At 63.4% G+C, this 14453-nt stretch carries 10 protein-coding genes; 1 reads left to right on the top strand and 9 read right to left on the bottom strand.

The annotated features are described in order from the left end of the window. Nucleotides 1-91 precede the first annotated feature (91 nt). The 9 genes from ACZK4Z_RS00640 to glnA all read right to left on the bottom strand — a co-directional run bounded on the left by ACZK4Z_RS00640 (nt 92) and on the right by glnA (nt 13366). Nucleotides 92-2512, bottom strand: coding sequence for an integrase catalytic domain-containing protein (locus ACZK4Z_RS00640; protein ID WP_478451100.1), 2421 nt, complete (start codon nt 2510-2512; stop codon nt 92-94). A gap of 1606 nt (nt 2513-4118) precedes the next feature. Beyond that, nucleotides 4119-4697 carry a histidine phosphatase family protein gene (locus ACZK4Z_RS00635; RefSeq protein WP_279702464.1) on the bottom strand — a complete coding sequence of 193 codons (579 nt, stop codon included), beginning with the start codon at nt 4695-4697 and terminating at the stop codon, nt 4119-4121. A gap of 349 nt (nt 4698-5046) precedes the next feature. After that, nucleotides 5047-7092 carry a TonB-dependent receptor gene (locus ACZK4Z_RS00630; RefSeq protein ID WP_125893054.1) on the bottom strand — a complete coding sequence of 682 codons (2046 nt, stop codon included), beginning with the start codon at nt 7090-7092 and terminating at the stop codon, nt 5047-5049. 140 nt (nt 7093-7232) lie between these two features. Next, nucleotides 7233-7547: a hypothetical protein gene (locus tag ACZK4Z_RS00625; RefSeq protein WP_032130155.1), complete on the bottom strand. Its 315-nt coding sequence runs from the start codon at nt 7545-7547 to the stop codon at nt 7233-7235. A gap of 84 nt (nt 7548-7631) precedes the next feature. Further along, on the bottom strand, nt 7632-8807 hold the full coding sequence (gene mltA, locus ACZK4Z_RS00620) for a murein transglycosylase A (protein WP_125893052.1): 1176 nt from the start codon (nt 8805-8807) through the stop codon (nt 7632-7634). A 67-nt stretch (nt 8808-8874) separates the two neighbouring features. Next, nucleotides 8875-9621, bottom strand: a complete 747-nt coding sequence (locus tag ACZK4Z_RS00615; RefSeq protein ID WP_125893050.1) for an N-acetylmuramoyl-L-alanine amidase — start codon at nt 9619-9621, stop codon at nt 8875-8877. 177 nt (nt 9622-9798) lie between these two features. Continuing rightward, nucleotides 9799-11229 carry an ammonium transporter gene (locus ACZK4Z_RS00610; RefSeq protein WP_071228817.1) on the bottom strand — a complete coding sequence of 477 codons (1431 nt, stop codon included), beginning with the start codon at nt 11227-11229 and terminating at the stop codon, nt 9799-9801. Nucleotides 11230-11250: 21 nt separating this feature from the next. Next, nucleotides 11251-11589, bottom strand: coding sequence for a P-II family nitrogen regulator (locus ACZK4Z_RS00605; RefSeq protein WP_004134334.1), 339 nt, complete (start codon nt 11587-11589; stop codon nt 11251-11253). 367 nt (nt 11590-11956) lie between these two features. After that, complete coding sequence (gene glnA / locus ACZK4Z_RS00600) at nt 11957-13366, bottom strand: type I glutamate--ammonia ligase (protein ID WP_004153533.1); 1410 nt, start codon at nt 13364-13366, stop codon at nt 11957-11959. Nucleotides 13367-13590: 224 nt separating this feature from the next. Here glnA and ACZK4Z_RS00595 point away from each other — a divergent pair, with 224 nt between their 5' ends. After that, a complete protein-coding gene (locus tag ACZK4Z_RS00595) occupies nt 13591-14385 on the top strand; it encodes an undecaprenyl-diphosphate phosphatase (RefSeq protein ID WP_012509682.1) in 795 nt (264 codons plus the stop codon). Nucleotides 14386-14453: the final 68 nt, after the last annotated feature.

Below are 14453 nucleotides of genomic sequence, written 5' to 3'. Positions count from 1 at the left end.
ATGAACACCATATGTCCTGGCCTATGACGGTCGAGCGCCGTTCGCAATTGCTTGCGTGGGCCCTCGTAGGCTGGGTGCTGAACCATCTTCATCAGTAGTCCTCCCGTTCATCGAACGGAACGATGTCCTGTGCGATCGCAGGTGGCACTGGTTCGATATCTAACCTCTCATCGCTGCCGGTCATTGGCACCGGGGCAAGGTGCTCTGTTGCGGGCATTGCCGCTTGGGCCTGCGCTCGGCGCGAATGACGAGCACGGGCAACTTCCTCTTTTCTTTTTGCCGATTGTGAGCGCAACGAGGGTGCCCAGAGCAGATGAAACAGTCGCTCCTGATCCGACAAAAGCGCATCGCTTTGTACTTTGTTGTGGAAGGCCTTGAACCAGCTCCCGCGAACCTTCACGTAGATCACATTTGGGTCACAGCAGTCGCTACGAATCTCACTGGCATCCTCAGTTCGCAGCGCTTGTAAAAGCCCGTCACTGGTGAACCAACCGTCGGCAGTGCGTACGCCACGCTGGCGGTCGATTCGCTTCTTGGTCTCCACCTTGATCGCGGTTCTGATTAGGAACCCATCGTTCCATTCGCACGGTGTTCCGACAGCGCCGTAGGCCGCGAGCGCCTCAACCCTCTTCTCAGCTGGCGTTGTATCATCTGGCCCCGGTGTCATAGGAAGGTCGTGATAGACGAACTTCAGGAACTCCTCGTGCACACGGACAAAGTCCGTCCTCGCATTGTTTCGGCTCTTGAATCTGCCGTCGACCTTACGTCCCATCTGATCGGGCCGCGTGCTTCCCGGGAATCGCTGTGCTACTTGTTCGTTGACCTGCTTGATGGCGTTCTCAGCAATGCCGTTCCAGGCGCTGCCTGCAGTTGGGGAGAACCTTAGACTGATCTCGCCATGGCAGAAATCTTGTAGCCAGCGGGAAGTGTTCTCCGGCCCTCGATCCAGATGGATCAACTTGGGCAGGAAGCCCTGCCTTTTGACGTACTCACGCATAAGCAATGCCAAGGCGTCGGTTCTTGCTGAGCCAAATACCAATGCATGAGCCATCGGATAGCCCGTCGCTCCGTCTATGCCGATATAGAACTTTGCTTTGCTTGCTGGGAAGCAGTGAATCAGGTTCGGAGCGCAGCGAACATCCAGATCCGACGAATCTACGTGCAGTGTGTGGCCATATCCGATCGGAGGTAGCGAGCGATGGCGAGGATCGGTGCGTGTACGCGTCGCGTGGTAGGCGCGAAAGCCGCCCGTGGATAGCGCATGGCGTGTTGGGCTCTCGCTTCTTCGTCTGGCATCCAGTCGGCCCCTACCGCAAGGCTCAACTCCTAACCGAAGGCACTCCTCTTCGAACACATAGAGCAAGTCCTTCGGTCTATGTACCCTTCCGGTGTTCCAGTGCAGCGCGATGACGGTCTCTATGGCTTGCTCGTGTTCCGGAAGCAGGCGCGATGCTCGGTTTCCGCTAAAGGCATATTTGGTAAGACAAGCCGAAAGCGCGGATCTTCCTTCTGCAACAGCCTTTCGAACCTGTCGCTGCAGAGCGCCCATCCGTCGTGTTGCGGGCAGACTTCCGGCCTCAATCAGCGCAAGCCTACTGAGTCGCTGGTGTGCCCGCTGGAGGTCTGTAGCGGTTGCCACCAGTAATGGATCGTCCACAGCTGGTTGCGACTGAGCTTTGACAATGGCTCCAAGCAGTAGCTCGTCCGCCTCCTTGGCCTGCTCCTTCGTGCCATACAGATGGAAGCGGTCAGTCCTGGCCGCGGGAGTGCTCTGCCATGGACCGAAGGCCGCCGATCTTCCCAGCATCCAAAGCGCTAGGCGCGGTGTGAAGCCGGGCACCTCGGCGAGGAGACTGTCCAGCAGAAGGGGGCGCTTGGCGATTAGCCTAACTGCCTTGGCTACTGCGGTAGTTTCATGTTGCTGAAGGGCATCACCGGCTACCGCGTAGCAGGCTTCAAGGTTCTGGAGGTACACACCGGTTGGAGTGGGCGGCACCCAGACTCTGAACGCCAGGCCATGCTGCTGCGCCCATTGGGCGTAGGGGGAATAGGTCCATACCGCGTCCTGCTTGACCCAAAGGGAGTCCGGAAGCGCCAGTTGGCCCTCCAGCCACGATAGCGGCTTGCACTCCACTAGTTCTACGTGGTCCCTGCGAAATACAAGAAAATCTACATGTGCAGTGCTGATGTGATTGCGCCCGGACGCCGTGGTTCGCTGCACGCGGCGGCATGGTACTTGTACGTAGTAGCCCAGCACCTCGGGGTCAAGCTCAAGCTCATAGGCAAAGACCAACTCGCACGTGTGGCTTTCAACTGTTCGCGCACTACCGTTCTTGATTGAGTTGTGTCTAACACAAACGTTTCTCAGCGCCGCCTTGCCTACGGTCTTGGTTCCGCTGCCGGCAATCATGTTCTCGAGCTGCCGAATACTGAGCTCACTTGCTTTTATGCGGGTGTAAAGCTGGTGACGGCCTTCAAACGATAAGCCACCAAATTGTGGGTCTGTGGACATGCCGATTCCTCATGCGCACCCCACGGGAGCACCGTCCAAGAGGCCTGGGCGAGCCCACCAGCCGAGTCGGACATAGGTGCCCGTGACAGGCCTGCGCAGGCTTGACAGGGGAGTCAGGGAAGGGGAAAGTATCGGCAAGACCTGCAAAGTCGCCGACCCAAAAACCCGTGAGTCCTACCTCACGGGTTTTTTCTTTCCAACTTCCGGCAAGGGAAGTTCAGATTGGGGCTAGGTCATGGGCTGCCTGCCTCCCTCGGAGATTGAGGTGCCTGAGATCGAAGGTATGCGCTGACATCGGCGGCGTGAGCGAACCAGCCGCGACGACCTTGTGGACGAAACAGCGTCACGGGCAAACGACCTGTGGCGCTTGCCCGCCTAAGTGCTGCCGGGCTATTGAACCCGAGCAGTCGCGACAGGTCTTTGGCCGGCACTAGCCCGCCATAGGTTTGCGCCACCCAAGCCACAGACAATGCATCCGGCTCTTTACTTGGTAGGCTCACGTACGCTCCAGTGATGCTAGGTTCCAGGTAACCCTAGCGCTCTACCGGAGCCTTTTCATCCAGCAAAACTACCCTTCCAACGTCTACTTTTTTTGGAGGTTTCCGATGGGGGAGTTGCACGAAGCTTGCCAAGCACTCCAAGCGATGCAGTGCTCAGGTTTAGGTCGTCCTGCCTGTGATGCATCGGACAGGCTGCACTCCAGGATTCTCTGGAATACATGGTCTATGGTGGAAGGCGGTGAGGAAGAGCTGAGGGCGCGCTATGTTCTCCGGCGCCACAGCCTAGATGGTCCGTTAATGATGCGCAGCGATGAGTTCAGTGCATATCGGCAAGGATTGCGGTCACTATCACCTAGGCGGCGCAAGCACCTTGCCCTGCAGCATCCCCAGCTTGAGGAGGTGGTTAAGTGGCCCTTTGTAGCCCTCAGCCATCGAGAGTGGGATATGAAGACACTTGTTGGATGGCATCGCCTATTTACGTCCAGCGCCGGACTACTCGGAAACCGCTATTCATTTCCGGGCGATAGGACCAGTGCTGATGAGAACCGCATGCCTGTGATGGCATATGACTTGGATGGCCTTTACCAACGAGGTGACATCTATGGCTTTCTCATGCTGGTGTGCACGTATCGGCTGTTCCACTTGCAGCGGTTGGCTGATCGCCAGTGGTATGCGGCAACCCACATGATTCGAGCACTGTCTGGAGCATGCAGAGATCCCAGAGTGCGTCCATACGCCCATGAGTTGATCGCACAGACGAAGCAACTCCTTCGCCTGCTGCCGGACACGAGCTTTCCAATTCACGTTAATGACGACGTGATATGGGATCAGATCCGGAGCGACGTCCACGAGCCCTCCTACTTGATGAGGCGTGCTGCTGAAAGGCGTGGCGTTCACATCCCAGAGCCTGTGAGCCCAATCATCTCCTACCGATACCAAAAGTGCGCCGCTCATCAACAGCCTTTGCTGTTCGCGCGTAACGGGTAGTCTTCTGATCCGACCAGGCCAAAGATCTGCGGCCGGGGCCGGGGCCGGGGCCGGGGCCGGGAGGTTGGGAGGTTGGGAGGTTGGGAGGTTGGGAGGTTGGGAGTATCCGCGATCGCCTTCTATCCGAAAAATACCCTCTGGCAATGGGCTATAGGCTGATCCAAATCCAGCTTTCGAAACGCATCCATCGCTGCGGCATTCACCACCGAGGGAGCCTTGTTCTCGTAAATCCAGCACATTGCCTGCATCAATTGGCCGTGGCTAAACACGACCACCTGCTCATGCTCGGAATAGGATTCAAGAATGCGTAGCGCTCGCTCAGCGCGGGCAATGAGCTGGGCAAATGACTCGGCACCAGGTCCATCCACATAGTTGGGATCGCAACGGGACCAGTAGCCCTCTACCCACTGCTTGCGGTCTGCCGCCGAGGTGCCCACGCACCGCTCGGGCGACAGATAAGTGAACTCATGGACGTCCAGGGGCTCAGCGACCATCTTGAAGCGCTCGGCGAGTGGCTGTGACGTCTGCCTAGTCCGGAGGAATGGTGAGGTAAAGATGCGGTCAGGCGCAGCCGACCAGGTCATAGCCAATGCGCGAGCCTGCTCCTCCCCTGCGGCAGTAAGGGCAATGGATTCGGGATCGGCGGTTACAAACCCCGCATTAGCCATGCTTTGCGCATGCCTAACTACCACTAGCATTTTCCCTCTCCCCCTGTTCTGTTTGTCTTCTGGGCAGGTGCCTGCTGCCCGTCTCGGATGCACCCTGACTCCGACGCATAGGCCCTCTTAAGCCAGTACGTAGTGCTGTTAGGCCGCCTCCCATTGTCGCAGTGGTTCTGGACCATTGTCTGCTGCGGCGGGCTACGCTCGTTTGCCTCGCACCACACAAACTTTGCCACTCAAGGGGGGACGAAGCACGGTCCAAACCCCAACAGGCTGCACAGACTTTGGGGTTCCGGTTGGCACCTACTTTGGTGATGGGATCAAAAGGGCCCTGACCACTGCCGCAGGGCGAGCAAGCTCGCCCACTTCCGGATACGTGAGCGGGTCACAGTTTCATATTGAGGCCGACGAACACGCTACGGCCAGGGGCCGGCGAAAACATCGGGCGAGCGCTGTCCCAGAAGAAGCTGTCGTACCAGGCGTAGGCGTACTGGCGTCCGGTAACGTTCTTCAGCTGCAGGTCCACGCTCCAGCGTGGGTTGATCTGGTAGGCCGCGCTGAGGTCGAGCACGGCAAAGCCACCGAACTTTCCGGCCACATTGCGCTCCTCAAGGTAGTAGTCGCCCTGCGCGCGTGCCTGCAGGCCGAGGCGAAGCGCGTCGCTGGCGCGGTAATCCGCCCCCAGGTTGCTGATGTATCGCGGGGTGGCGGCCACTTCGCGGCCCTGCAGGGAAATGCTGGCGTCGCGGTCGTCGCGGGTGATCTTCGCTTCCTGGTAGGCGTGCGACGCCCATACCGTCCAGTCGTCGCCCAGCTGCAGGCTCAACTGCGCATCCACGCCGCGTCGGCGGGTCTTGCCCAAGGTGACCGTGGTACCGGTGGCCGGCATGTTGGACACCTCGTTTTCCGCATCCTGCTGCCATACCGCCAGACGTGCCTGGCTGCCCGCGAACGGCTGGAACTTCAGGCCCAGCTCCATGCCGGTGTTGGTGGACGGATGCATCGGCGCCTGGCCCGGGGCGAGGTAAGCCGGCGCGGTGGATCCAGTGAGCACCTGGAAGGTGCGGCCCCAGTTTGCGTAGACGTGGGTGTTCTCGCCCAGGCTGTGGATGACGCTCAGTTTGGGCTGGCCGATGCTGCCGTAATCCTGCAGCCGAGCGCTGAGGCCGTTCATCAGGTGGGTACGGCCACTGAAGCGGTCCACACGGTAGGCCGGCACGATCTTCCACGCCTCGACGGGCTGGTAGATGGCCTGCACGTAGGCGCCCCAATTGTCGAAGCTGTGGCGGTCGTTGTTCTGCACCCGTGCCGGGGCACGGCTGAAGTCGGTGGGTTCGGCGTAGGCGTAGCGATCGCGGAGGTAGCTGTTGTCCTGCTGCTCGTAGTTCAAGCCGCCCTCGACGGTAAGCGCGGGGCTGGCCTGCCAGGTGAGCGTGCTGAGCAGGCCGGTCTGCCGCTCATCCCACACGCGGCGCTGGCGCGGCAGGTTGCCGGTGGGCAGGTCGCTGAAGGTCACGCGGCGGTCGTCTTCGTAGCGGTTGTAATAGAGCCGCGTGCCGAAGGTGAGCCTCTCGGACAGTTTCATATCCAGGTGCGCGGCAATCTGGCGCATGTCGCGGTCATCGCCATCGTTGCCGTTGCGCAGGTCGCTGCCGCGGCGATGCGTGCGCAGTTCGTCGGCGGTCATGAAGCCGGGTTCTTCGGCTTCGTGGTGGTACGCACGCGCGGTCAGGCCCACGCGCAGGCCCTCGTCCAGCGAGCCGTAGAACCACTTGCCGCCCAGCGAGTACTTCTTCGAGGTGTCGTGGTCGCGGTAGCCATCGCTGGCCTGGGTGCCGACGAAATAGTTCTGTGCGACGCCATTGGCTTCACGGCCTACCGCCAGCTGCGCATCACGGGTGTTGTAGCTGCCGTAGGCCAGCCGCGCATCGGTATAGCTGCCGCCCTGGCGCGTGCCGAAGTTCACGGTGCCGCCGATGTTGTGCAAGCCATAGCGCGGATCGTTGGTACCGCGCACTACTTCGATGTAGCTGATTTCCAGCGGGAACAGCATGTCGATGAAGCGCTGGTTGCCGCTGTTGACGTTGCTGGGGATGCCATCGATCAGCGTCTTGATGGCATTGAGGTAGCCCTCACCGTTGAAGGCGCGGAAGCTGACCTTGCCCGATTCGGCACCCTGCCGGGTTTCGGTGAGCTGGATGCCGGGCATCTGCCCGAGCAGTTCCCAGCTGTGCGAGACGTTTCGGTCTTCGATCTGGTCCGCGCCCAGCACGTCCACCGAGGTCAGCACCTGGTGCGCGCTCAGCTGGCCCTCCCCGTGCTGGTGTACCTGCACCCTGCCGAGGGTGAGTGCGGCGTCGGCCGATTGTGCGAGTGCTTCAGGGGCGAACGGAGCCGCCGCGAGGGTGGCCACCAGCGTGGAGGTTTTCATGGGGGTGGACGGGCGCAGATGAAATGTAATTATATAACATTACATGCGTCTGCCATGTGGAGTCGAGCCATGCTCGACTGCTCCTGGCAAACAGCAGTCGAGCATGGCTCGACTCTACAAAAACGGGGTGGAGCGGTGGCTTACACCGGGTAGCCGGTGGCTTCCCGGGCCTTCTTCCAGGCGCTTTCGAATTCGCGCGCGCTGATCTCGTCGTCTTCGTCGAAATCCAGGAACGACACCGGCTGGTCGGCCAGCAGGAAGCGGTCATCGCTGTGGGCATGCTCGTCGGCCCAGACCATCTTGGTGCCGTAGATCTCCACCTGGCGCACGATCTTCTCGCCACGGGCTTCCATCAGCACGTTGCCCTTGCCCAGGCCCGATTCGGCCCAGTGCTTGTAGTACTTCTTCGCGGCGGATTTCGCGCCGGGTTTTGCGTTGTGCTTTGCGTAGGTCATTGCAGAGGTCCTGGCCGCAGGCGCGGTCGGAAAGTTCGGAATGGCGCCATTATCGCCCGACCTCGCAGCGCGCAGGTGAGTGCTTCACCGGGCCGACGCAGGCAGCGCCACGCCCTTCGGCCACAGCATCCAGATGTTGCCCTTCTGCTTCATGTCGCCGGCCAGCTTGCCTGCGGCATCGCCACTGCCCCAGTACAGGTCGGCGCGCACTTCACCGGCAATGGCGCCGCCGGTGTCCTGCGCGGCCACCGGGCGCACCACCGGGGTGCCGTCCGGGCGCGTGGTGGACAGCCACAGCAGGCTGCCCAGCGGCACCACGGTGCGATCCACTGCGACGCTGTAGCCGGCGGTGAGCGGCACGTTCAGTGAACCACGTGGGCCTTCCGGGCTGTCCGGGTTGCGCACGAAGAACACGTAGCTGGGGTTGCTGCGCAGCAGTTCCGGCACGCGCGCGGGATTGGCCCGGGCCCAGGCGCGGATCGCGTCCATGGTGACGTCTTCTTTCTTCAGCTGGCCCTGGTCGACCAGCCAGCGACCGATCGCGCGGTAGGGGTGGCCGTTCTGTTCCGCATAGGCCAGCCGCACCTGCGTGCCATCGGGCAGGCGCACCCGGCCCGACCCCTGGATCTGCAGCAGCTGCAGGTCCATCGGGTCGGTCAGCCAGGCCAGTACCGGCGCCTTGGCGCCCTTGGCCGCGATGGTGCCGGCGTCGTCATAGGGCTTGAGCACCTTGCCCTCGACGCGCCCGCGCAGGCGCTTGCCCTTCAATTCCGGGTAGACGCTGTCCAGCTGCACCACGATCAGATCATTCGGCGTGCCGTAAACCGGTACGGTGGCAGCAGCCGTGCGGGTGAGGCTGCCGGGGTAGATCGGCTCGTAGTAGCCGGTAATCAGCCCGTGGGCCTGGTGGCCGCCGGCACGCAATGCATAGACATCCAAATCGCGCTGCAGGAACTGGCGGATCGCCGCCGGGTCCTTGTCCGAAACCGTCGCGGCGGTGGCGCAGGGTTTGGCCCAGACCGCATCGTTCTTCAGGCGGGTGCAGCTGCTGCGCCAGGCGACGAAACCGGCCTGCAGGTCGCTGTCGGAGACCGGTGGCAGTGCACTCCATGCGGCCTTGGCATAGGTGGCAGCGGGCGGCGTGACCGGCGTCGGCACTTCGGTTCCGGTGCGGGGAGCGGTGGTGGAGCAGCCGGCGAGCACAGCCGCTGCCAGCAGGATGCAGTGCTTGCGCTTGAAGAAGATGGCGGAATCGATCATGCCGCCATGGTGGAGTGCCGGCCGCTGGGCGGCAACCCAGCGCTGGGCCAAGCGTTCATGCGCCGGCTCACGGCGTCTGCAGCAGCAGGGAATGCAGAATGCGGGCGTCTTCAGCATCCAGTGTCTTCGGCAGGTCGTCGCGGCCACGGAAACGGCGGTGGAAGGCTGCGACGGTGGCGTCCCGGTTGTCGAGCGGATAGCCGAAGCGGGCCAGCGCACTCCACGCGTCAAAGCCTTCCGGTGCCGCACCGTCGGCCGCGCGCGGCCAGACGCCGAAACCGGCCTCGGCCAGCTGCTGCCACGGGAAGAACCGGCTCGGATCCTGCTTGCGCGTCGGCGCCAGGTCAGCATGGCCAATCACCTGCCGCGGCGGAATGTTCAGGCGGGCGGTGAGATCGCGCAGCAGCACGATCAGCGATTCGATCTGCGCCGCACTGAACGGGCTGCGGCCGTCGTTGTCGAGCTCGATGCCGATCGATGCCGAGTTGAGGTCGGTGATGGTGCCCCAACGCCCGGCGCCGGCGTGCCAGGCGCGGCGCTCATCGGCAACCAGCTGATAGCGATGGCCATCGGCACCGATCAGGTAGTGCGCGCTGACCGGTCCACCGCTGTTGGCCGTGCGCAACGTACGCAGGCTCTGCTGCACTGACTTCTGCTCGGTGTGATGGATGACGATGATGACGGGCGTGCGCGCGTTCTGGTTCGGCGACGGCACCCAGGTGGCGAGCGGGTTGCGGGTTTCCTGCGGCGCGGAGGCACAGGCGGCCAGCAGCAGGCAGGCCGAGAGCATCAGGGCGGTGCGGATCGGGTGCATGGCCCGATTGTGCGCGATCAGGCGCGATGATGCATGCTGCCGTGCCGACCAAGTGGTCGGCACCCACCAGAGCAGACCCAGACCCAGTGCCAAGCAAGCTTGGCACCTACCAGACCAGTAGAAGTGCCGACCAACGGTCGGCACCCACAACATCAATGCAGCAGCTCGGCCGCTATTTCAGGCCTCGTACGCGGACTCGCCGTGCGAGGTCACATCCAGGCCGGTGCGCTCTGCTTCCTCGGTCACGCGCAGGCCGACCACGCTGCGCACCACCAGCAGGATCAGCGTGGTCACTACCGCCGACCAGACCACGGTCAGGCCGACGCTGACCACCTGCACCCAGACCTGATGGGCGATATCCAGATCGGCCTTGGTGCCGCCCAGCGACTGCGCACTGAACACACCGGTGAGAATCGCACCGACGATGCCGCCGACACCATGCACACCGAACACGTCGGCGGTGTCGTCCACCTTCAGCAGGCGCTTCAAACCGGTCACACCCCACACGCAGACCACGCCGGCGACGAAGCCGATGATGATCGCGCCGAGCGGGCCGACAGTGCCGCAGGCCGGGGTGATGCCGACCAGGCCGGCCACTGCGCCCGAGGCCGCGCCCAGTGCCGACGGCTTGCCCTTGCTGATCGCTTCCACCAGCGTCCAACCGAGTACGGCAGCGGCCGTGGCCAGCACGGTATTGAGGAAGGCCAGCGAGGCGACGGTATCGGCGGCAGCGGCGGAACCCGCGTTGAAGCCGAACCAGCCGACCCACAGCAGCATCGCGCCGATATAGGTAAACGGCACGTTGTGCGGCTTCAGCGCGGTCTGGCCATAGCCCAGGCGCTTGCCGACGAACCACGCGGCGACCAGACCGGCCACACCGGCGTTGATGTGGACCACGGTGCCACCGGCGAAATCGATCGCGCCCATCTCACCCAGGTAGCCGCCACCCCAGACGATGTGCGCCATCGGGATGTAGCTGAGGGTGAACCACAGCGCCGAGAACAGCAGCACCGCACGGAACTTGATGCGCTCGGCGAACGCGCCGACGATCAGCGCGGTGGTGATGCCAGCAAACGTCGACTGGAAGGCGACGAACAGGTAATCCGGCAGGCCCTTGATCGGGGTGTTGCCGACCGACTCCGGAGTGAAGCCCTTGAGGAAGGCGAATTCGGTGAACGAGCCGAAGAACGGGTTGCCGGCGCTGAACACCGCGCTGTAGCCATAGGCCACCCACAGCAGCAGCACCAGCGAGAACACCACCAGGATCTGGCTGAGCACCGACAGCACGTTCTTCGAACGCACCAGGCCGCCATAGAACAACGCCAGGCCCGGCACCACCATCAGCAACACCAGCAGGGTGGACGTCAGCATCCAGGCCACGTCGCCATGGTCGTAGGTCGCGGCGGCTTCAGCCGCGGCCGGTGCGGCGGCCGCAGCGACCGGATCCTGCAGCGGTTCGACCGCCACGCTTTCGCTCGGCAGCGGCGAGATCTGGGCCTGAGCGTGGGCACTGCCCGGCCACGCACCGGCGGCCAGCGCGCTGAGCAGCATCAACAGGCACACGAAGTGGAACCGGGCTTGCCACCCGGTGAGAAGGCGCATCTTCATGGGGGAGTCTCCGGAAAGGGGTTACAGCGCGTCGGCACCGATTTCGCCGGTGCGGATGCGGATGACCTGTTCGACGGCGGTGACGAAGATCTTGCCGTCACCGATCTTGCCGGTGCCTGCCGACGACTGGATCGCTTCGATCACCGCGTCGGCACGCTCATCGGTGACCACGGTTTCGATCTTGATCTTGGGCAGGAAGTCGACGACGTACTCGGCGCCGCGATACAGCTCGGTGTGGCCCTTCTGGCGGCCGAAGCCTTTCACTTCGGTCACGGTGATGCCCGACACGCCTGCGTCGGAGAGGGCCTCGCGGACCTCGTCGAGCTTGAACGGCCGGATGATGGCGGAGATCAGTTTCATGCGCATGTCCCGAGGGTGGATGGGGCCAGCGCGCCAGCGCGCGTTGGCATCAGGCAACCAGCGGCCATCAGGATGATGGCCGTGGCTGTTGCACCGGACACGTACAGGGCCGGGACGGCCGTGCCTCTCTCCTTGCACGACCGACGCGGGAGGGAGGGCGGCCCTGGTCGCGTATCCGGTCTCTCTTGCCCCTGTTTCAGCGGACCAACAGTCCGCTCTACTGCAGCGGGCCAGCGGCCCGCTCTACCACGGCGGGTCGGGGTCCGCTCTACCACGGCGGACCGGGGCCCGCCCTGCGGCTCCCCAGCCGCGAAGACGGAAGCGATGGCGGCGGGTGGGAGGGGAAGCCCACCGCCATCGCCACCGGTCAGCTGGCGTAGTACAGCTGGTATTCCAGCGGGTGGGTGGCCGCGCGGAACTTGGTCACTTCCTGCATCTTCAGCGCGATGTAGCCGTCGATGAAGTCATCGCTCATCACGCCGCCGGCCTTCAGGAACTCGCGGTCCTTGTCCAGCGCTTCCAGCGCCTGGTCCAGCGAGGAGCAGACCTGCGGGATCAGCTTCTCTTCTTCCGGCGGCAGGTCGTACAGGTCCTTGTCGCTCGGTGCGCCCGGGTCGATCTGGTTCTTGATGCCGTCCAGGCCGGCCATCATCAGCGCGGTGAAGGTGAGGTAGCCGGACTGGATCGGATCCGGGAAGCGCATTTCGATGCGGCGTGCCTTCGGGTTGGACACCCACGGAATGCGGCACGAAGCCGAACGGTTGCGGGCCGAGTAGGCCAGCATCACCGGTGCTTCGTAGCCCGGCACCAGGCGCTTGTAGCTGTTGGTGCCCGAGTTGGCGAAGGCGTTGATGGCCTTGGCGTGCTTGAAGATGCCGCCGATGTACCACAGCGCCAGCTGGCTCAGGCCGCCGTAGCCGTCACCGGAGAACAGGTTGGTGCCGCCCTTGGACAGCGACTGGTGCACGTGCATGCCGCTGCCGTTGTCGCCGACGATCGGCTTGGGCATGAAGGTGACGGTCTTGCCGTTGCGGTGCGCGACGTTCTTGATCACGTACTTCATGCGCAGCAGTTCGTCGGCCTTCTGCACCAGGGTGCTGAACTTGGTGCCGATCTCGCACTGGCCGGCGGTGGCCACTTCGTGGTGCTGCACTTCCACTTCGATGCCGACCTGTTCCAGGGTCTTGCACATCTCGGCGCGCAGGTCGTGCAGGGTGTCGGTCGGCGGCACCGGGAAGTAACCGCCCTTCACGCCCGGACGGTAGCCGCTGTTGGCGCCGTCGTACTTGGCGCCGCTGTTCCATGCCGCTTCTTCCGAGTCGACCTGGAAGAAGGTGTGGCCCATTTCATTGGCGAAGCGGACCGAATCGAAGATGAAGAATTCCGGCTCCGGGCCGAAGAACGCGGTTTCGGCGATGCCGGAGGACTTCAGGTAGGCCTCGGCGCGCTTGGCGATGCCGCGCGGGCAACGGCCATACGGCTGCATGGTGGCCGGGTCGAGGATGTCGCAGCTGATCACGATGGTCGGATCGGCGTAGAACGGGTCGACGTAGGCGCTGGCGGTATCCGGCAGCAGCACCATGTCCGATTCGGCGATGCCCTTCCAGCCGGCGATCGAGCTGCCATCGAACATCTTGCCTTCTTCGAACAGCGACGGCTCGACGATGCTGACCGGGAAGGTCACGTGCTGCTCGACACCACGCATGTCGACAAAGCGCAGGTCGACGAACTCGATCTGGTTGTCCTTGATCAGCTTCTCAACGTTTTCCACGGACATCGGTACGACCTCGGATGGGGATGAATGCCTGCTGAGGTACAGCAACGACCGTGCCAACTTTTCGTAGGCTGCAAGTCATTGATTTCAATAAGGCCGCCCCGCAGCGGTGCAGAACCGTGCGCACCAAATGGGTGCAGCCGACAGCGGACGCACCCGTTTGGTGCGGCAGTGATCGTCTATCCTCTCGACCTTCTTCCTTCCTGCCGCGCGTGCCCGCACCGTCCATGTCCGACCTGCTCTCCGCCCTGTTGCTGGGCATCCTCGAAGGCTTGACCGAGTTCCTGCCGATCTCCAGCACCGGCCACCTGCTCATCGCCCAGCACTGGCTGGGTGCCCGTTCGGACTTCTTCAACATCGTCATCCAGGCCGGCGCGATCGTGGCGGTGGTACTGGTGTTCCGCCAGCGCCTGCTGCAGCTGGCCACCGGCTTCGGGCAGCGCGAGAACCGCGAGTACGTATTCAAGCTGGGCGCGGCCTTCCTGGTCACCGCCGTGGTCGGCCTGGTGGTGCGCAAAGCCGGCTGGTCGCTGCCCGAGACGGTCAGCCCGGTGGCCTGGGCACTGATCATCGGTGGCATCTGGATGCTGCTGGTGGAGGCCTACACCGCGCGCCTGCCCGACCGCGACCAGGTGACCTGGACCGTGGCGATCGGCGTCGGCCTGGCACAGGTGGTGGCCGGCGTGTTCCCCGGCACCTCGCGTTCGGCCTCGGCGATCTTCCTGGCCATGCTGCTGGGCCTGAGCCGCCGCGCGGCCGCCGCCGAGTTCGTGTTCCTGGTCGGCATTCCCACCATGTTCGCCGCCAGCGCCTACACCTTCCTGGAAATGGCCAAGGCCGGACAGCTGGGCAGCGAGAACTGGACCGAGGTGGGCGTGGCCTTCCTTGCCGCGGCCGTCACCGGCTTCGTCGTAGTGAAGTGGCTGATGGGCTACATCAAATCGCACAAATTCACCGCGTTCGCGCTTTACCGCATCGCGCTGGGCGCCGCGCTGCTGCTGTGGTTGCCGTCCGGCAGCTGAACAGCGCCGGGGCACGGTAACCCCGTTGCCGGCCCCACCCCGTTTCCCCCACGGTTCCCCAAGGAGAA

This window comes from Stenotrophomonas sp. 71799_Sma, from assembly GCF_056482505.1.
The sequence above is the reverse complement of the archived record's forward strand: the minus strand, read 5'-3'. Positions and strand labels throughout refer to the sequence as shown.